Below are 18,940 nucleotides of genomic sequence, written 5' to 3'. Positions count from 1 at the left end.
CCAATACGACAGCACAGCACAATCGTCGCGCCCATCTGAGTTTCGTGGTCTATGCTCGTGTTGCGTCGGCGACGTGGTCGTGTTTGTCGAGGCTGCCGACAACTTGGGTTTCCGCGGCATACACGACGCTGCTCCTACGTGAGTCGAACCGCTGTAGTGATGCCGGTCTAATGGCGGTACTGGAAGCAATTTTGTGTCCCCCCCAATGGGTGAGGGGTTTCCCGAACATGAGCACCGAACAGCAGTCCGCCGACGAACAGTCTCCAGACACCGAAGCCGGCGACCAACAAGACGCCCTTGCCCAGCATCGACAGGCACAGGAACGCGGCGAGGTCTTTCAGGGCCGTCCCCGGGGTGACAGGTAGATGTGTTGTCCCGACTGCCGTCGGCCACAGTCGGCGTCGGGATGTGTACAGAAACGCTACCATATCGACGGGCAGGCTTTCGACCCGATTCCGTGGGGCGGGGGGAGCCAGTATCTCACGTACAAGCTACAAGTCCTCCAGACAAACGAACGGACCGTTACCGTCGACCTCGAACGGTGGCGCGACCAGTCGTGTCCTGCCTGTGGCGTCGAGCAAGGCGAGCTCCACCACCAGATGTGTGACTACGAGGAGTGCCCCGCGTGTGGCGAGCAGCTGCTACTGTGTTCGTGTCTTGTCGAGATCAACGCGACGTCCAGTATCACAGGCCGCTTCAAAAGGTTGCTTGGCCTCTTCTGACAACTTAGCGTCTGTGGGTGCGGTTTGAGTTGCGGACTGAACTGACGAAAAGAAACGCTGCTATCCAGAATCCGAGCGTATACACAATATGTGATAAGACAAAGGTAGTCAACTCAACCTCAAACTGCAAATTGAAGATTTCTGCTCCAGTAATTAGGAAAATCCCACCAAACATTATTTGCGGAGGGAATCCACGCTGCATAAACCAGAACCGTGTGGATAGCCCCAAGACACTGATGATAACCGTGGCGATCGTCCAGTACAGTCGGACAGTATCCTGTATTCCCAGGTCTAGATTGCCCCAGATTATGAAGTAAATGATGGTCCACAGTGCGATCAGTAACAGAAACAGCATCAACAGGTGAGCAATGATCTTTCGTCTGAATCCACCACTTGATGGGAGCGAGCCATTCGAAACGAAGTCATAGACTTTTCGATAGAAATTGACCGCGACTGCCCCCTGCATAAACGAACCGAGTAGGATGATCCCAACAACGACGGTGTCGAATGAGGCTGTCTTTCGTGCGCCCCAGATCGTGAAACCCGTTCCGATACCGAGTATGAGCGTCCCAAAAACACCCTTCGGAGCCTCGACAGCGAAGTCGCTCTTCGGATCAACGAACGGCAGGCCCCATGTGATAAGTACAGATCCAGTAGTTACCAGAACTATTGCCAACCACGGCGGAAAGTAATCCAAAATCCACGAAACGACCATCATGCAACCTCCCGAAAGCGGTCCTGTAACGATTGAACGAGGATGTACGTGACCAAAAGCATCAAGATTAGTGGGAGTCCGGCGACGCTATCTGCAAATGAATACCCGAAGATAATCTCGCGTGTTATATCCATAGAATTTATTTGCCAGATGAGAACTGGCGGATAGACGACAGTCATCACGACCCAGAGTCCAGCAAAATTGGCCAGATCATCGGCGGCTATCAGATACGCACCCGTTGCTGCGAGATACGTTCCCAGCAACACAAGTGGTGGATAGATCTCAAATATCGATTCAAGCGGCCCGATATTTCCACCGAGGATCAGAAGCCCAGTCAGTAGCTCTCTTGTTGGCATTCGTTGTATGCGTATCTGCACTAATCAATAAGCGTTAATTGCTGGTTGAGATGACGCGCACGTCAGAGTCGCGCGCAGTTGGCGACGAGAGGGACACGACTGCACTCGCGCTGGCAGTCGGTTCCTTGCAGCGTGGGACTGACGGCCGGGCAGAGACGGGTGGCCGGCTGGTGTATCGTTTGGCTGTCGATTAACAGAGACACTCGTGGCGCACTTGGCTCGCGTTGATCAAATCTTGATGAACATCGGTGGCAAGTTCGTGCATCGCCTTTGCTTGCGATTCAGTGGCAATTCCGAGCCGGTAGTAGGTTTTTGTTCGGTTCTGGTTCCATAGTTCAGCTAATCGTTCCCCAAACGCGTCATCATAGAGTCCGATCTCTGCACCTCGCTGGTACAGTCGCCGATGACTACTGATGACTTCAGAAGCGTCCATTGCGCCGTCGTGGATGAGTCGGAACTGGATCGTCCGCTCTATCGCAACGAACGACGACTCGATGACAACTGTGTAGTAGCCACCATCAAGCAGGCGGGACGCAGCTGCCAGAAGCCGACATGCTCGGCGAAGTTGGACCAATTCGGCTTCGTCGACATCGAGCCCGTCCTCAACATTCTGTGGTGTCTGCTCGAAACTACGCTCAGCGGCTGCCAGTGCGTTAAGCACTGATTCATTCTCCATTCGCGTACACCTCCGCCCGGATATTGGATAACTGATCTGTCCCGACTAATATCAGTCCCTCATCGAACTGCTGTTGGAGCCGGTCACCAATCCGTTTCGCGCTTTCGGTCGATTCGACCAACGTTTCGAAGGTGTAGCGGTTCCCCTCAAATTTCGTCTCTTGGAGAGTGCTTACGATTGACTGAACAGTTCGGCGAGCCTGTGTCCTATCGTCTTCGACGAAGACAAGAAGATCGATATCACTTGCGCGGTCGGCTGTCCCCCGTGCCACGCTACCGAAAAGCAGGACGCCGACGAGATGGTCAATCTCTTCCTGAACAGTATCGACGAAGGCCCGGACAGGCTTGTGAAATTCCGACTGGGGGATCGACAGGACTGGATCAGATTTTGTGAGTCGGTCACGATGGATACGCACGTATTGCTTCCGGCCTTCTTTACGGGTCTGAACTGTGCCGAGTTCTTTGAGCAGTTTGACTGCCTTTGAGACCGTTGCCTGATTCCCGTCAATCATTTCCGCGAGTTGGCCGATGGTGAACTCTTCATATGGCTCCTCAATCAAGCGAGCGAGCACATCCTGCATCGCCTGATATCGAAAGACCCGGTCCTGAGGGAACGGATACTCCAGAGCAATTGTGGTCGTTCCTTTCGTAGTAGGCATACTATTCCTATTAGGAATGTATTGGTATAAAAGCCAGCTTCAGCCTGGGCAATTTGGAAACTATCGATGCCCATGTCGGGGGTGAGCGATTGAAGGCGAGAGGGACATGACTGGCACTGACGCTGGCAGTCGGCCCCTCGCAGCGTGGGGCAGACGGATACCTGGTGGATAGCAACGTGGGGCTGGCAGGCGGGCTGAGAGCGCGAGAGACGAGCGTGTATCGGCGTGGGACTGACGGCCGAGCAGATACAGGTGGTTGGCTGGTGTGTCGTCTGACCGCCGGGCAGCCGCCGCTGGGCGGCACGCTCGCTCTTGGCAGAGCCGGTACGTGGGCTGTGGGCCGGCGGAGGGTGTACGAGTGGTGTGTGTCTCGTGTGTGGCGGGCAGGAGGTTCTGGTATTACTGGGACTGGAGGCGAGTTGGGTGGCACTCGTGACGGTGTCGAGGGAGCCGACGGTTCGGCTGGCAGTACCCGTGAGACTGCTGGTGACGGGACTACTGACACTGACGTCGGCGGCACTACTGACTGCGACGGGACTGCTGGGACCTGCAGCACTACTCCAAACAACATCGCGACGACGAACTCGGTGTCGGACCAGCACACCTTGAAAGCCCCACGCCGCTGGCGGTCGCTCAGCGACATATCCGCGCAAACCGCACGCGGATAGGGGCCGCTGACGCGACCACGGCAAGCGCCAGCGGCGTGCCCCTTTCAGTCCCACCCGACTGCTACGGCACAACACAGCAGTAATCGAACGCACGCGTCGGAGTCGCGCGCGATCCAGGTGAGGAACCCTCGCGGCCGGCGCTCCCTCGCCGGAACGAGGACGGGCACTGCGTGCCCTGTGTTCCGGGCTGCTCACTTCGTTGCGCTGCCGGGCTTTCACCCATCCGGCACTCGCTTGGCCGCGCGGGATGCTGGCTCACCGCAACCGCACACGATGGGGGCCGCCCGCTGGGGTGTCAATCACCTATGGTCTTTATATACTATTCTCCCCCGAAACTCGAAATACAATACGCCGCTTAGAAACCACTCAGACACCCGAATATTGCACTTGAAACAATTCAAATGGTCCGTCACCTTTAAGTAGCCGGCACCCATGCCATTACGTACGGAAAGACACGACGCACGCGGCGCTGGCAGGGCAGTTTCACGCCGCAGAAATCGGGTGTTAGAGCACCCGACAAGTGTCTTTCCGTGGTGTCAGAAAGACAATGTACGCTAGCAATTCCAGCGGTAAGAAAGCATCGGCAAGCAACCAGACGGTTTCCCTTTCGGCCCACGTCGAGGGTGGTCCCGAGCAACTTCTAGAGGCGGTCGCAGAGACGGAGAACGGCGACGAACTCGATTTCAGGATGAATCGAGGTAGCGATAGCCGTGGCAACTTCTACGCCCGGCAGGAGGAGGCATACGACTGGACGCGCTCGACCGAGGTCGGCCCGGACCGACGGTTTGGCGAAACGCTGGAACAGCAGGAGGAACGCCACGGCCGCGAAGCCGAGCAGGCCCGACACTCCGAGGTCGCACGCGCCCACGTCGACGGTACCGACCGCGAAGCCTCAGCTCGCCAGCTCACCGACGCGGAAACCGAACGGGCTGACGGGTTCCGCTCCCCGGCTGACCCTCGGCAGTGGATGGACCGCGACACGCTGGCGCGAGTCAACCAGCAGGCCGCGACGCTGGCAGACAAAACCAGTCTGTCACGAGCGGCAGCAGGCCGCCGACTCGCGGCCCTTGTGTCCGGGCAGATGGGCGACTGTAACAGCCTGTATGAGGCTTCCTTTACCGTCTTGGACGAGGCCCAGAACGACCTGCAAGTACCCACGCCTATCGCGGATGTCTCGCCCTACGGCTACGAGTGTACGGTTGAAGGCGAAGTAACGCACATCATCGCGGAGCCAGACGCGCGGAACCAGTACCAAGTCCTCTACATCGAGGACGACGACGGTACGAGCGCGAAGGTCACGGTCTGGGGCAAGTCCATGCACGGCGGCGAGATGGTCCGCACGCTCCACGAGGGCGACAGAGTTCGGATTTCCGGGGGCAAGCCCGACGAGTACAACGGTATCAAGACGGTGGCTGTCACGAGCGACACGCTCATGTGCGTCATCGAGCGCGGCGACGGTCCCGCGCCCACTGGACACGGGAGTAGTATGTTCGGCTCCTCGGGAAATAGCCCGGCGGTGGCGTCGTGGGAGGCCGAGTCAGACACCCATCAGTGGGCCAACGAGCGGGATTCTGACCGCGCGGTCGCCGTGACCCTCGGGAAGGCCCGCTGTCCCGAGTCCGGGTGTTCGGACCTGTTCGACACTGAGCATGGGGCCGCCACTCATCGCGGTATCGTCCACTCCGCAGACTGACGCCCGACACCGGGGGCGGCCCCACTGAGCGGGGGCTTCCTCGGGCGGTGTGACGGTGCTCGCGCACGCGGCCTCGCCACCGCCTCCGGCACAGCGGACGGCGGCGAGACAACCGCGCGCACGGACTGGCACGCCACCGCACCAGCGCGTCAACGTGGGTCAGTCTGGTGGCGGCTGTGAGAGAGCCGATGTTCTGGTGTGTGCGTGGACGTGGGCCAGCCGGCCCGGGAGAAACCGGGCTGAGTGGCTGGTGGGTCGCGACAGCGCGCGACGCCGACGGAACGCTCCGCTCGGCGCTATCGCGCGCCTCGCGGCGGTCCATCGTGCCTGCGGTAGCGGGCGCAATCCCGGCCCGCCGCCGGGAAGTGGACGGGAACCGCTCTTTCGCTAGTCCGTCTGCAGCGTGTGGCCCTTACTGGAGTACAGATTCTAGAGGGATCATCAAGAAGCGTCTCATAGAACGCTTCTTATAATCTAGCTATCCAAGTTTTGTCAAGACTTGCGTGCAAAATATAGAGCGCTTATTCAGTACCGAGGGAGTTCGTGATGTACTCAACAGCCAAATTACAGAGTCGTGCTACTCGCTGGTGAAGAATTAACACACTGTCATTAGAAGTATCTGCATGAACATCCGCAGGAACCTCTACGTCGCTGCATTCGTTGGGGCGTCATTGTCGTACATTTTCAATGTGCTTGCGTTCACTGGTACCTTCGATGTGTTCCGTTGGTTCGTGTTCGCTGTCGTTTTTCTCGCCTTTACTTCTGGGTTTGAGAAGTTCATCGGATGGCAGACTGGATAGCAAGAGTCTGGATAAGGGCGAGTTGTCGTTCAGGACTGCAGACAACCTCTGGGTCTTATACGCTGATTCTGACAGCTTCTGGAAATGTTGAATCGGACGTGCGAGATACAGTGCGTACATCTCTTACAGGGAGAAATACAATTGGCAGACGTTGTGTTCGCTCAATACGGTGAATACACCAATCATAGAACTTCACTAACGTATTCATACCACGGTCATGTATTTCAACGATATGAGGTTTGACGAAAATAGACACCCTCGACGGCTACTGATACCGATAGGCGGCTTAGCTCTGGTGGTTCAGTCGATAGTGTTTGAAAGCACCTTTGAAATTGTGGCAGATCCCGGTGTTTCTGGAAGCCTTAGAGGCGTATTAAGCGGTGGTCTATTGCTAGTGGCAACGGTCTGCCTCTTCAATGGCGTGTATCTACGTCTACGCGATTCGTGATGGATACAGAAGGCATGTCTCCAAGTTTGAGTTGGAGAAAGTATTTAACTACAGTTCTGCAGCATCTGATATGAATCGTCGCCGGGTCCTCGCCTCGCTCAGTACCGCTGTATTCGGGTCTGTAGCGGGCTGTGCTGAGTCACTGCCGTTTGGGAATGCCCCTCCTGATGCTACAGCAGTTGTTAAGAGTTACCACTATCAGGGGACCGAGTTAGTCGTCCAACTCAGTGAGGAGTTCGACATCAAGCAGGATGTTCGCCGTGTATATCCTCGTCATTCAGTCTACTTGTCTGTCAGTTCCTCAAGGAGATCGTCGTCATCCTCATCGAAATCTCCCGGTGTGCACGTCGTCGGAGCCGATTCGCTGTCACCGAGGTCAAGAATCAAATAGAGCGCTTCAACAAGGTCATACGCAATTCCAGGCGAAAGATCGGTGAGACTTGCGATTTGACGGATTGTGACATCCCCCTCACTGTGCTCCTTCACAAGATCGTGTGCTAGCGCGAATGTGACAATACCGTGGTCTTCAAGAACTCGCTCGATTTCTGGGTATTCGTCTTTGTGTGCGATCACTTCGATAAGTTCTGGGGTGATAGAGACATCAGCCTCGCGGACTGTTAAGGTCAGTTCGAATTCTTCAGCAGTGTACACAGCGGTACCAGCATCCTCTGCGACCTTGCTGACGAGACCTGCCTGTTCCAGTTTATGTAGGTAGTCGTACACCGTCTTTTTCGAGACATTCATTGCTTCGACGAGTTCGGGGCCTGTTGTGCTCTCTGAGCGTTTAATCGATGTATAGAGGGCAGCAAGGGATGGGTTCTCGAACAATTCTGTGAACGTCGGAATCCCGGTGATCATCCCCGGGGCATCTCCCGTGTTTCGAACGTGTTCTGTATCGTATCCCATCTTGTATAGTGTTACGAAACTAGAAATCATGAGCGTTTGCTACGGGCAGGTGACTGTACCGATGAGAACCAGCAGTTTTTGACCAGTTCTGCGAAGACTGCCACGGTAAACACCGTGGCCACTCAGATAATGCCGCTGATGACGAGTAGTCCAACGACGAGTAGCAGCGTCGCGACCACGCTACCCCCGGCCAGCCATTTGTTCTCCATCGCCTTCTCGTGAAGCGGCATGTCGGCGTACTCCTCGCGGAACGCCTCAAGGTTCTGGTCGTCGTAGAAGTACTTCGTCTTCAGCGCGAACCGCTCCGTCACCGCACAGCCCGTACAGATCGGCTTACCTTCCAGCCGCTCCGTTTTGATGTGACTGGAGCAGGCAATGGCTCCGCAGTTCGGGCAGTAGGTGTACGTCTCGTCACCGCCAGTCGTGTCACAATGGACGCACTGATGGATGCCGTCCTCGGCGGTCACTCTTGACGGGCCCGCCGCGTAGTACTCGTAGGGGTAGGTGTACTCCTGCAGATCGGTTTTGTGCCGGACTTTAGGAAGGTACACTGGCTCGATCAACTGGACGGAGATGTCTGAGCGGTTCGGCTCACACGTCTTGTTGTATGTGACGTTGTTGTCGCCGGTGTACGTCACTGTCGTCGTGTGGTAGTTCTGAAGCCGCTCGACGGCCCACTCCTTGTACTCCGTTTGGGTCTGCCCGAATCGGCGCTCCTCGACGTCGTCGAATACCTCGGTAAACTGCTCGGTATCGAGGTCGATCGTCGCGTGGAAATTCTCGGCGACCAGCGTCGCGATATCGTCGTCGGCCACCTTCGGATGGCCGCGTGCGGCGTGGACAACAAACTGTGTGCGGTCGTTGATCCGGTGGATGACGCCCACCGACGTCTCGAAGACTGCGTTCGTGTCCGCGGTGACCTCGACCACCGGGCGGAACGTCACCCGCGAGTGTGGTTCTGGGAGGTCAGCGGTCTTGATATTCTCGATATCGCGGAACGCTTCCTGGACCGGCGCGTCGACGTTGGCCGCCGGATCGTACGGGCGCAGGGTCTCGTCGCAGAGAATCTCGATACGACCGTTGTAGAGGTCGAGGCCGATCTCGTCAGCGATCTCTCGGAGGTCCTCGCCGTCGAGCAACTCGATGGGGTACGGGTCGTCGTTTTGCTGGAGCCGATCTGCGTACTCCTGAGCAGGGCTCGTGAATCGGCCAGTGGTGACGACTATCCCCCGCTTGGGGCCGTCGAAGTCAAACGTCGCGATGGCCGAGTGCAACTTCTGGACGACCGGGCGACCGACCGTTCCCGTATGCTTGCATTCGACGATAATCGCACGCCGCGTCTCGTCGATCACTTCCTCCATGATGACGTCCCGTCCCTCATCGGCTGTGCGCTTGGCTTGGCGGACGTTCTCGTAGCCGAGGTTGCGGAACACGTCTTCCATCAGGTCTTCGAACTCGAATCCCGAGAGATCATCCAGTATAGCCATCCCGAATTATATGAATAGTACATTGCAACTATCAAATGCGTTGCCAAACGCAGTTCAGTTCTGTCTGTTGAACCCTTCTGAAGGGTTGATGAACCACCGAACTGTCCGTGAGGATCAAACCTGAACCAGTGGCCCGTCCCAGCGCGCGACGCCACTGACAGACTCGCGATGCTCGTCTGTCCTGTCCTCGTTCACTCTCGCTCACTCGGACGACGGGGCGCTGCGCTCGGCGCGGTCGCGCGCCTCACGCCGGTCCAATCGTGCCTGCAGTAGCGGGCGCGATCCCCGCCGGAAATCGGACAGTTCCCCGGCTGAATGCCACACTAAATTACGATATCACGAAGATGCGAAAACAAGGTACGCTGTAACTGTTGGGAATCGTATACAAAGCTCCGGACAAAGTGGTGTGGTCGCCGGCCAGTGGCTGCCGGGTTGTGCGCTACGAGGGGGCCGAAGCGAGCGATGGCCGAGCGTGGGTCTGCCAGCACTGGCTCAACTCGAGTGTGGTCGTGATCGGCGTGGCCCTGGACGTCGGTGGCCGGCGACGTGCGTGGCACAGTGGACTCGCATGATGCTCGGTGGGGCTGGCCCGCCATGTGCAGTCCCGGTCGGACTCTGGGGAATGAGGTGAGATATATCTGTTCTCCAATAGGTGTGAGTGCAGGTGGCCTGAACGGATTCGTACCCCTGTTTGTGTCGGGTCTATCGACCCGCTCCCCCACTGCTAGATTGGCTATACATTTCTCGCAAAAATCGCTCTCAGAACGCCCCGCAAAGCACGGCAAGTTAAAGGACCAATTATTCGGTGAATCACACCCGCCACGTATTGCGATTTTGTACGAATTAGTCACTTGGCTAATAGATTCAGATAGGAGCAAAACCGGTTCCGTCTGGCGATTTCACCCAGAATCAGTTAGATGGGGAGACTTTACTGGATATCTGATAATGGCTCTATTGAGGGGCTACAGCCAGAGGACTCTATCAGTCAACAACCAAAGGGAGATCAAGAGATTATCTGCAAAAGTATAGATTTTCTTAGATGCTATCGTTACTCTGTAGAGAGGCAGTCACATGAACCCAGCCGGGTCGTGCCCCTTCTCTTCTGACTCTGTTTTGTCTTGCTCATCAGTCTCAGTAGCGTCTGATTCTGAGGCCGATTCAGCATCTCCTTTCTCAGCGGCTTCCGTCTCATCAGTGGTGGGGTTCGGTGACTCGTCAGAGGAGAAGTCACCGCTGTTGTCGTCGGACTGCTGGTCGTGATTGCCACCGTCGTACTCACCTTCTTCATCTGATACATCTGGGTAGTCTGTGTCCGGAGACGTGACGGCAGTGTTTGCTGTTGTCTGGTCGAGTGGGTCGGTCGACTCGTCGTCGCCCAACCCGTCTGTCGCGTCGGCAGTCGGCTCGACTTCGGCGTCACGATCCGGGCCACTCTCTCTGGACTCATCGTCGTCGTCCTCACCAAGTGACCCATAGAGCACATCATCAAGTCGGGCCCGAGTGAACGAGAACCAGCTGTCACTCTCGATGTCGGTATCATCCTCGGTGGGTTCCGGTTCCGAACTGCCCGGCGACTCCGCACCCTGTGCCGGGAGGCTATCGCGAACATCAGCCAGTTCGTAGGACTGTCCATGAACCCACGTCGTCCGAGAGACGGCAACGCACTCACCGGGCTGGAAGTCTCGAAGCAAGCCAGACGTGACCGGCGTCTTGTCCTTCTCTTTGTACGTGTCCCGAGCCTGCGTCCGGGGGTTCTCGCCGCGCCCCTGGTGACTCATCGATACCATCTCGGAGCGATCATACTGTCGACTCTCGCCGAGTTCGTCGAGGATGAAGTCCGTCGATTCAGTGTCACCCGGCCCGAAGTAAACTCCCTGTGGACAGTTGCCGACAATCCCAGAGACTGTACTGTACGTGTCCTTGAGCTGGCCGATTGTCTGGACGCCGACCAGTGCCCGAGCCTTGTGTTTCCGGCCTCGGGCGGTAAGGTTCGTCACCTGAGTAAGCGCCGGCAGCGCGTCAATCTCGTCGAGGATGTGGACCGTCGGGTTCGAGGCGTTCATTGCGTAACGGATCGACCAGTCCGCGAGCAGTTGGTACATCGGCCCGAGCGTTTCCAGTTCTGTCGGGTTCGAGTCAATGATGAGGACTCGGCCTTCCGGGTTCTCGATGTACTCTTGCAGGGAGAACTCCCCGTAGTCCCCGAAGTCACCGGTGAAGACGGGATCGACGTTCTCCTTGATAGTCTGGTAGACGTTCTGTGCGCCTTTGCCCTTGTCAGGGTCGATATGACCTGAGTCCAGCCGGTCGAACTCGTCAAGGGCTTTCTTGAGCGCGATGTGGCCCTCGTTGAGTAGTGAGACGATATCGGCATGACAGAGCGCGTGACGGCGATTGTTCTTTTTCGCGCTGAGATGGAGGTACATCAGCATCTCCGCGAAAGTCTGTTTTGCGGGCCGATGGAACGGGTCGTGGCCGTCGGCTTCGCCGAAGATCGCGCCGGCGACCTCTCGGAAGTCCGACTCTGAATCGGCGTCCTTGAACAGATTCCAGACTACGTCGCTGTCTTCGTGGCGGATGCGCTGAACCTCAAAGCCCAGCTCCTCGTAGAACGCTTGAAAGTCCTCGCCGGTGTCGTGGGCGATGACTGCCGTGTTACTGTAGTACGGGAACTGGTAGGCCAGCAGCTTCATCATCGACGTCTTCCCACTCCCGGTTTCCCCTACGACGGCTGTAGAGACATCCTGATCGAGCGTGAACGGCATCTCAGCCTCTTCGTGTTCGTGAGAGACCTCTTCGAGTGGGACGACGGACTCTCCGTCGTCGTGGTCCCACTGGTTCATCGCGAGCATTTCCGGCGAGGTCCGGCGGAGCAGTTCCCCGGAGAACACGATACCGATTGAGATGGCATACAGGAGCACCGTGGTCGAGTACGAGACCATCGGCAGCGATAGCCCCGGCACGGTGAAGTCAGCGAATAGTGTTCCGACTGAGATGGCAGCCAGAACGTGTGCGAACGGGAACAACAGCGCTGCGCTGGGTGTCTGGACAAGCACGTCGTAGAAGAACGCCGCGCTGATGAGTCCAAAGCCGAGGTAAATGTAGCGCCACGCCCAGAACCGCTTTGGGAGAACCTTGTCGCTGTCGACGATCATCGGCGGGAACAACAGCATGAACCCGGCCCAGACGAACCCGACGACGTTGTCGTACTTGAGGCTATTCGGGACTTCGCCGGAGCGTTGTCCTGGTGGTGCAGAGGAACTAGAACTCACTGCCACCACCCAACTTTGCGTTCGGGTTCCTGCTCGCGTTCAAGCGCAGCTTCGGGCTCGCTCTCAGTTGCCGCTTGTTCTTCGGCTCTCTCCGCAGCACGTTCTGAGAGTGGCTCAGTTTGCCGCTCATCGCGCGCCTTCTCAGCCGTGGGTTGTTCGACGTCTTTCTGCTGACTCTTCTCAGTCGCGCGCTTGAGCGCTTTTTCTGCTTCGGGGTTTAGCGACAACTCTGCTTCGTGGTACTGCTCCCGTGCTTCTTGATCCACGACCCGACCGGGATTCTCCGGGGCATCGCGAGGGGCAGCCGTTGGGTCGCGTGTTCGAGCGGGTTCTGCAAATACGGTCGCTGCCTGTTCGCGCATCTGCCGGATATCTTCCCGATCCATCTCCAACTCTGCTGGTTCCCCAGTTGCCGCGACGTGTGCGTGTGGGAACTCCGTATTCTGGTGGACACCGTATACGTAGTCAGTTGTCGGCTGCCGGGCGAACTCGCGGTTCATAAGTTCCCGAGTGTTGGCATTCACCCCTTCTGGTGAGTATTCTCCAGTGGGGTCTGGCGAGACGATCAGATGCCGCTGAAATCCGAATTCTCGGCTCTTGTCGACGAACCGATTCACCTCTGGGTCGGACAGTTCTCGCCCGGCCGGATTCCGTAGGTCAACTGTCGCGCCGGCGTCCTGGTCCCGGTCGCGCCGGATGTAATCAACGAGATTCCCTGCTCCATTCCGCTGATAATCCGTTGGCAGTATCATGCACCGTCACCCCCAGCATTCGTCGCCACCGAGGACTCACGACCCTGCTCTCCTGAGTCGGTATCACTCCCGTTTGTTGCCTCTGTAGCTGGCTCCCGTCCAATGCGGTCGGTCGCAAACTTCATCGCTAATCTGAGGTGTGCATCATCGTGGTCCTCCTGCAGTAGTTTCCAGATAGCGATGGTGTATGCTGTCCGGACTTTCTGGACCGTCTTCAGTTCCTCCAGCGTCTCGGATTTGAACTCGTCCAGCTCAGCCGTGATATCACTCCGAATATTCTCCATGACGAGTTCGAGTTGCGTATCAGTCCCGTACCGCTCAAACTGGGTTTCACCAGTTTCGCGGTCGATATACTCTTCAACGAGACTGTGGCCGATATCCGAGATCGTCTTGCCTTCTATTTCAGCCCGCTCTTTGATCCATTCCTTGTTTTCACTGGTCGTGTATATCTGAAGAACTTCATCTCGCTCTGTCATCAGTCATCACCTCCGCCAACTTTCGCTACCTGCTCCTGCAGTTTCTCTGGCGCTTCCTCCATTGCGGCAGCCCGAGTATCAGCATCATACTTACTCGAAATCAACTCCCACAGTGCTACAGTATGGCACAGTTCTTGATCTGTGTCGATATCCGTTGCAGCGCTCACTTCGCCAGTGACGCTATCAGCAAGGTCTTGCAGTTCATCTGCAACCCCTAGTTCGTTAGCACGTTGCTCCTGCAGTTCACGAGATATACGCTGTTCTGCCGCTTTAAGCAGGAACTGAGTTACCGTTTCGTCGTTCTTCTCAGCTTGCGTTACAATCTGTTTCTTTTTCTCTGCGCTCATCGAGAATGTGATACTTTCATCCATGTGAATCACTCCGTAGTGCCGAACTCCGCATCAGTCTCTGCCTCGATACCACCGTCAGCGACAACTGCTTCTGGCTGTGTCTGGTCAAGGGCTACAAACACCACATCCACCAACTCGTCTTCGCTGAGTCCGTTGAGGACGTGTTCAGCCTTCTCCGGGGACAATCCACGATTCGCTAGCTCTTGCTCGACTGCCTTCGAGCGCACGAACTCTTCGAAGTCAGCAGCGTGGGAGTCAGCCTCGTGAGCAACAACGTCGAGCGTATCTTCCGCATCAGCGTCGAGGTCAATGATCTGCTTCTCTTCCCACGACGTCTTGATTGTCAGCGGGTAGTCACCGTGTTCATCGACGCGAACCAGCGCTTGTGAGTAGCCCTGACCATCACCCAGCGACTCCTTGCCGGCTTCGGCGTGCTGGATGTAGGACTGCTGTTCATCCGTCAGTCCAGCGCTTGTTGCTGTCTCGTCGCCTAGCTCTGGCTCGCGGTGATGCACCTTGATCGGGCACATTCCCGCGATTTCCTCGGCTGCGCCCTTGTCCTCGAACTCCGAGAGCGTCTGGGACAGCATCACCAGTCGCAGTCCAGCGTGGCGCTGGTGCCGCGCAATCTGGTTCAGCGACTCCAGATTTGCGTCGTCGTTGAACAGGTAGTGAGCTTCGTCGATGATGATCTCGACCTTCTGCTGCATATTTTTCGCCTGCTGGTACAGCGTCGACAACAGCAGTTGCATGATGAACGACTGCTTGCCGAGGCCACTACCCGAGCCTTCGACCTGTTGGAGGTCCAGATAGACGGCCTTGCTGCTGTCGTCGATCAGCCGCAAGTCCGACTCTTTCGAGAGGTTGCCGAACGTACTCCCCGGTCGGAACGGATGCAGTGCAATCGAGAGTTCGTTTGCGTACTGCTGGATTTTCTGCTGGGACGATTCCGTTGTCGCTCCGGGGAACATTTCCGGTTCTTCTTGGAGGCGGTCAACGACTTCGAGGAAGTCACTCAGGTCCGGCGAGTTCTCCGGCGTGTGCGTCGACGGGTCCGCTGGGTCGATATCCGATTCAGTGAATATCGTGTCGATCAGGAACGTGATGAGGCCGCTGTGCATCTCCAGATCGACATCCCGAGATTGGAGGAAGTTCTCGATGACCCCGTACACTTCGTCTTTCTTCGCTGAGACGGGCTGCATATCCGGCGATTGTTCGAGGACATGCTGAGGCGTCGGATGCATCTCGCACGGGTTCAGCGGCGTCTCGCCGCTGATTGTGATCGTCTTTGCATCCAGCATCTTCGCGCTGCCGTGCATATCCCCGACCGGGTCGATGTAGATCTGCTTGACGTCCGACCGCTTTTTCAGCATTCGCATCGCCCGAGCCTGCGTGCCGTGGGTCTTCCCGCCGCCGGGCATCCCGGTTACAAGCTCCGAGTGGCCGGTTTCCAGTTCCCACGGGTCGATCAGCAGCGAGGAGTCGTTGTGGCCGTGCAGTCCGTACTCGATGCCGTCCTCCATCCGCAGGTAGTTCGACGAGAACGGGAACAGCGACCCGAGTGCTTCCCCGGTCATTGAGGAGAGCCGATTCTGGCCGAGTTCGTTGGCCCCGATCGGCGAGACGGTCACCAGTCCTGCTTCCTGCCGGCGGGTCGTTCGCTTGACCCCGCAGTTCGATGGCGAGTCTCGCAGGAGCGTTTCGAGCCGGTTCGTTTGCTTCCGGAGGTCTTCTTCGGTCTCAGCCGTCAGCCGGATGAACGCCCCGACACGGAACAGCGACGTATGGTTGCGCCGGACCATCTGCCGGATGTACTTTGCCTGGTTGACCTCCTGTTCGATATCCTCCGCTTCCAGCTCTCCTTTGTCGTTTTGCAGCATCTTCAGCGAGGAAATCCACTCTTTCATGACTGACACTGCTGTGTCAGCGTCGTATGGGTCGATATGGATTGAGACATCCACAGCGAGGTCCGTATCCAATAGCAGTTGCTCCAGCATCCCACTCGTCGGATGCTCGGGATACGTCTCGATCCAGAAGCACCGGGTGTACGTCTCCTGATCGATGAGGGCGTGGTCGGCTTCCCATTCGATATCCGTCGGCGCGACCAGTGATCGATGGTTCTCACCGGGCCGGTAGAGTTGGGAGACGAAGTCAGTCTCGTCGACCTCGTAGTCGGTCCCACCGACGTCGTCGGTGTCCATCCCCTCCGCAGCGTCATGGGCTGCGGCACCCTCGCCGTGCTTGATGAGTTCCCGTGCCGAGTACGTCACCGGAGAGACGGAGGCCGCCTCTTCATACTCCCGCTCGGACCGCGTTTCACAGGCCCAGTAGTCCTCAGTCAAGTGCGCCAGCTCATGCGGGCTGACCGACCGGCTACGGCACCGAAACATATTGTTGACTGCTCTGTCGACGGTTTCGAGCCGGTCGTGGAGCTTCTTGGCCTTGAATTCCTCTCGCTCGGCGTCAGTGAGCGTGTCACTGTCGAATCGAGTGAACAGCCGCCCAATGACCGGTATCCCAGTCAGGTAATCCGCGATGGAGTCGCTGTTCATCTGGAGGTCGTGAATGTCGTCGTCAGTGACCCAGACGACGACGTAGTACTTGCGCTGAAGCTCAGTCTCAGTCTCAACGTTGCCGCTGTCGTCGATGTAGCGGTTGACAAACTCCATGAGGACGCCCCGGAAGATCGAATGGCTCTTCGCATCGGGGTCGTCGAGTCGGTCGACGTGTGCCTGAATGTGGGACTCGTTGTCGACTTCGGCCGTCGTGACGTGGAGTTTCGCCCGCCCAGTCAGGGATTCAGACAGGCGTGTGAGTGACTTGACGGCTTTCTCCCATTTCTCGTCGTCCTGCAGCGACATATTGGCGGGCTCGACCTCGACCGCGCCGACGTACGCTCCGTCGATGCGCTCAATGCCGTGGGGCATGACCCGCTCTAATCGCGTGACCTGCCGAGTATCCTGATTCCCCTGGCCGTGAGTGTACTGCTTCTTTTTGACGAGCCAGAACAGTTTGACCCGCAGCCACTCAGTCAGGCGATAGTGATCTGGCCGGACTTTGTGCAGGATATACAGGAACACTTCCACGACCGCTGTGAGAGCCAACGTGGGGAAGAACAGCGCCGCCGGCACGAACGGCATCCCCATCGCAACGAGGAAGCCAAACGGCGGGATGAGGAACAGGATAAGTTCCCCGAGTGTGTAGTCGCCCCAGAAGTTGGTCGAATCTCCGAGGGATTCGTGGATGATGTTCGTATTGTACTCTTCTTCTGAGTCAGCCATTAGTCGTCATCCTCCTTGTGCGGCAGGCCGTCGCGGTACACATCCGGCCCTAATACATCGTCATCAGTCGCAAACACATCCTTGAGCGAGTCGTACGACTCGGACCCACCAGAGTCGGTATCGGTCCCGTTTTCGTTGGGTTTCCCATCCGAGAACGGCGGGTCTGAGTCAGACTCGTAGACTCTGGTATCGCCAGAGTTGATCTGCGTCTGGCGCTCCATCTTGGTTTGCTGCTCCATCTTCGTCTGGCGTTCACTAATCGGGGTGTCGTCACTCTCAGAGTCGCCGGACGAGCCGGACGAACCACCGTTGGTGAACCTGCTGTTGAGGGGACTTCCACTGGACCCGCTCCCGCCGCTGGAGGGCGGTGAGCCACCGCCACTGCCGCCACCAGAGGGTGGAGCGGAGCCGCCTGACCCACCGCCGCCGGAGCCACTGTTGCCGCCACCTCCAGAGCCAGTGGGACTACTGCCGCCACCGGAACCGGTGGGGCCGCCGCTAGAACCCTTCTTCATGCCAGCGGGGTTGGCTGCCATCTGGCGGTGGACCATCTGGGCTCCCGTGGCAGCACTGCCGACACGCCCTTTTGCAGCGCCTGAGGCAGCTCGAATCGTGCCACCCGTCGCCATTGCTGCGCCGGGGCCACCGACCGCGCCAGCGCCGGCTGTCGCCGCTGCACCACCAGCCGCCGCACCGATCTTGAGTGGCTTTTTCCCACCGGCGAGCGCCTGCTCGCTGACTTGAATCGCAACGCGGCTACTGCGCTGGATGAGGACCTTCTGGGACTTCGCTGCCAAGTACAGCGTCACGAGGCTGATGAACAGCGACAGCTCAGAAGCCAGTCCCCAGTTTGTCGCCTCGAAGCTCATGCGGATCAAGATTGCAGGCGGGATACCCGCAGCGAGGACTCCGGGATACGCGCCGGCGACCTGTTTCGCCAGTCCCGAGAAGCGGTTCAGCGGCCAGACTTCCACTGCCCAGAACGTCGCAACCAGCGGCATCGACAGCGTCAACAGGAAGACCAGCAGCCACCGAGTGATGAAGATGAACGCCGCCTTGAGGTAGACGTACAGTCCGACAATGATGAGGACGACGAAGATCCCAAGGCTGAGATCCGCAATCTGCTGGGCTGAGCTGATTAGTGCGGCTGCCTCCTTGGGGGTGTGTGATCCTTTGTACAGTGTTCGGCCAATCGCATCGAAGAACTGCGTCCCCAGCGAGGCTACCGGGAGCCAGAAGAACAGCGAAAGGAAGGCAACACCGAGTCGGCGTAGAAGCTTCTTCCGGATAACCGGGTTCGTCGACCCGTATCTAAGCCCGATCATCGCCAGAACAGAAAACTGGATGCCGAGCGCTAACCCAACAATCCCATCGAAATATATATTGGAGATTAACGCGTCCCACGGAGCATTACTCGCAGACTCAAATGCAATGTCGACAGGGGCTGCTGAATTCGGTCCTTCAGGAGAAGGTGTGCCTACCATCGGGTCAATAAGCCACTCAAAGAACCCCTCAAAATACCCAATTATGTCTGTTCTGAGTTGATCAAGGAAGCCACTGATACCAGCTGTAATTGCCGACGAGAGTTCTCCAACCACTCTCTCGACAACCTCCTTCACGATTTCCCCAGCAATTCCCGACTGCATTGCTACGTCTCCGTCTCCGTCTTCCTCGGGGTTG

Annotated in this window: 15 protein-coding genes; 3 read left to right on the top strand and 12 right to left on the bottom strand. The window is 57.6% G+C overall.

Annotated features, from left to right (window positions below):
• Window positions 1–227 precede the first annotated feature (227 nt).
• Window positions 228–365, top strand: coding sequence for a hypothetical protein (locus DVK00_RS21870; RefSeq protein WP_199722368.1), 138 nt, complete (start codon window positions 228–230; stop codon window positions 363–365).
• Window positions 366–722 (top strand): hypothetical protein, encoded by a 357-nt coding sequence (locus DVK00_RS19310; protein WP_121513683.1) that lies wholly within the window; start codon window positions 366–368, stop codon window positions 720–722.
• Window positions 723–726: 4 nt separating this feature from the next.
• Here the strand turns inward: DVK00_RS19310 and DVK00_RS19305 are convergent, their stop codons facing one another.
• From DVK00_RS19305 to DVK00_RS19290, 4 genes are all read right to left on the bottom strand, one after another.
• Complete coding sequence (locus DVK00_RS19305) at window positions 727–1,440, bottom strand: hypothetical protein (protein WP_147435177.1); 714 nt, start codon at window positions 1,438–1,440, stop codon at window positions 727–729.
• A complete protein-coding gene (locus DVK00_RS19300; RefSeq protein WP_004592299.1) occupies window positions 1,437–1,793 on the bottom strand; it encodes a hypothetical protein in 357 nt (118 codons plus the stop codon). Before DVK00_RS19300 ends, DVK00_RS19305 begins: the two co-directional genes overlap by 4 nt.
• Window positions 1,794–1,983: 190 nt before the next feature.
• The gene (locus tag DVK00_RS19295) at window positions 1,984–2,469 is read right to left on the bottom strand and encodes a hypothetical protein (RefSeq protein ID WP_004592300.1); all 486 of its coding nucleotides are present in this window, start codon (window positions 2,467–2,469) and stop codon (window positions 1,984–1,986) included.
• A complete protein-coding gene (locus DVK00_RS19290; RefSeq protein WP_199722367.1) occupies window positions 2,459–3,127 on the bottom strand; it encodes a nucleotidyltransferase domain-containing protein in 669 nt (222 codons plus the stop codon). Before DVK00_RS19290 ends, DVK00_RS19295 begins: the two co-directional genes overlap by 11 nt.
• 1,215 nt (window positions 3,128–4,342) lie before the next feature.
• Here DVK00_RS19290 and DVK00_RS19285 point away from each other — a divergent pair.
• A complete protein-coding gene (locus DVK00_RS19285; RefSeq protein WP_121513780.1) occupies window positions 4,343–5,488 on the top strand; it encodes an SOSS complex subunit B family protein in 1,146 nt (381 codons plus the stop codon).
• A 1,530-nt stretch (window positions 5,489–7,018) separates the two neighbouring features.
• Here the strand turns inward: DVK00_RS19285 and DVK00_RS19275 are convergent.
• The 8 genes from DVK00_RS19275 to DVK00_RS19240 form a co-directional block, all read right to left on the bottom strand.
• The gene (locus tag DVK00_RS19275; RefSeq protein WP_233560847.1) at window positions 7,019–7,642 is read right to left on the bottom strand and encodes a helix-turn-helix domain-containing protein; all 624 of its coding nucleotides are present in this window, start codon (window positions 7,640–7,642) and stop codon (window positions 7,019–7,021) included.
• Window positions 7,643–7,764: 122 nt separating this feature from the next.
• On the bottom strand, window positions 7,765–9,129 hold the full coding sequence (locus DVK00_RS19270) for a restriction endonuclease (protein ID WP_121578350.1): 1,365 nt from the start codon (window positions 9,127–9,129) through the stop codon (window positions 7,765–7,767).
• Between the two features lie 1,067 nt (window positions 9,130–10,196).
• Window positions 10,197–12,401, bottom strand: coding sequence for a type IV secretory system conjugative DNA transfer family protein (locus tag DVK00_RS19265; protein ID WP_121513777.1), 2,205 nt, complete (start codon window positions 12,399–12,401; stop codon window positions 10,197–10,199).
• A complete protein-coding gene (locus DVK00_RS19260; protein ID WP_121578349.1) occupies window positions 12,398–13,153 on the bottom strand; it encodes a relaxase in 756 nt (251 codons plus the stop codon). Before DVK00_RS19260 ends, DVK00_RS19265 begins: the two co-directional genes overlap by 4 nt.
• A complete protein-coding gene (locus DVK00_RS19255; protein ID WP_121578348.1) occupies window positions 13,150–13,629 on the bottom strand; it encodes a hypothetical protein in 480 nt (159 codons plus the stop codon). Before DVK00_RS19255 ends, DVK00_RS19260 begins: the two co-directional genes overlap by 4 nt.
• Entirely contained in the window at window positions 13,629–14,000 is a 372-nt protein-coding gene (locus DVK00_RS19250; protein WP_050007953.1) for a hypothetical protein, read from the bottom strand. Before DVK00_RS19250 ends, DVK00_RS19255 begins: the two co-directional genes overlap by 1 nt.
• A gap of 5 nt (window positions 14,001–14,005) precedes the next feature.
• Window positions 14,006–17,260, bottom strand: coding sequence for a VirB4 family type IV secretion system protein (locus DVK00_RS19245; protein WP_121578347.1), 3,255 nt, complete (start codon window positions 17,258–17,260; stop codon window positions 14,006–14,008).
• On the bottom strand, window positions 17,260–18,906 hold the full coding sequence (locus tag DVK00_RS19240) for a hypothetical protein (protein WP_121578420.1): 1,647 nt from the start codon (window positions 18,904–18,906) through the stop codon (window positions 17,260–17,262). The genes DVK00_RS19245 and DVK00_RS19240 overlap by 1 nt, the downstream gene beginning before the upstream one ends.
• Window positions 18,907–18,940: the final 34 nt, after the last annotated feature.

It is taken from the genome of Haloarcula sp. Atlit-47R, from assembly GCF_003665985.1.
GTDB classification, from domain to species: domain Archaea; phylum Halobacteriota; class Halobacteria; order Halobacteriales; family Haloarculaceae; genus Haloarcula; species Haloarcula taiwanensis.
This window is presented reverse-complemented; position numbering and strand designations above follow the sequence as displayed.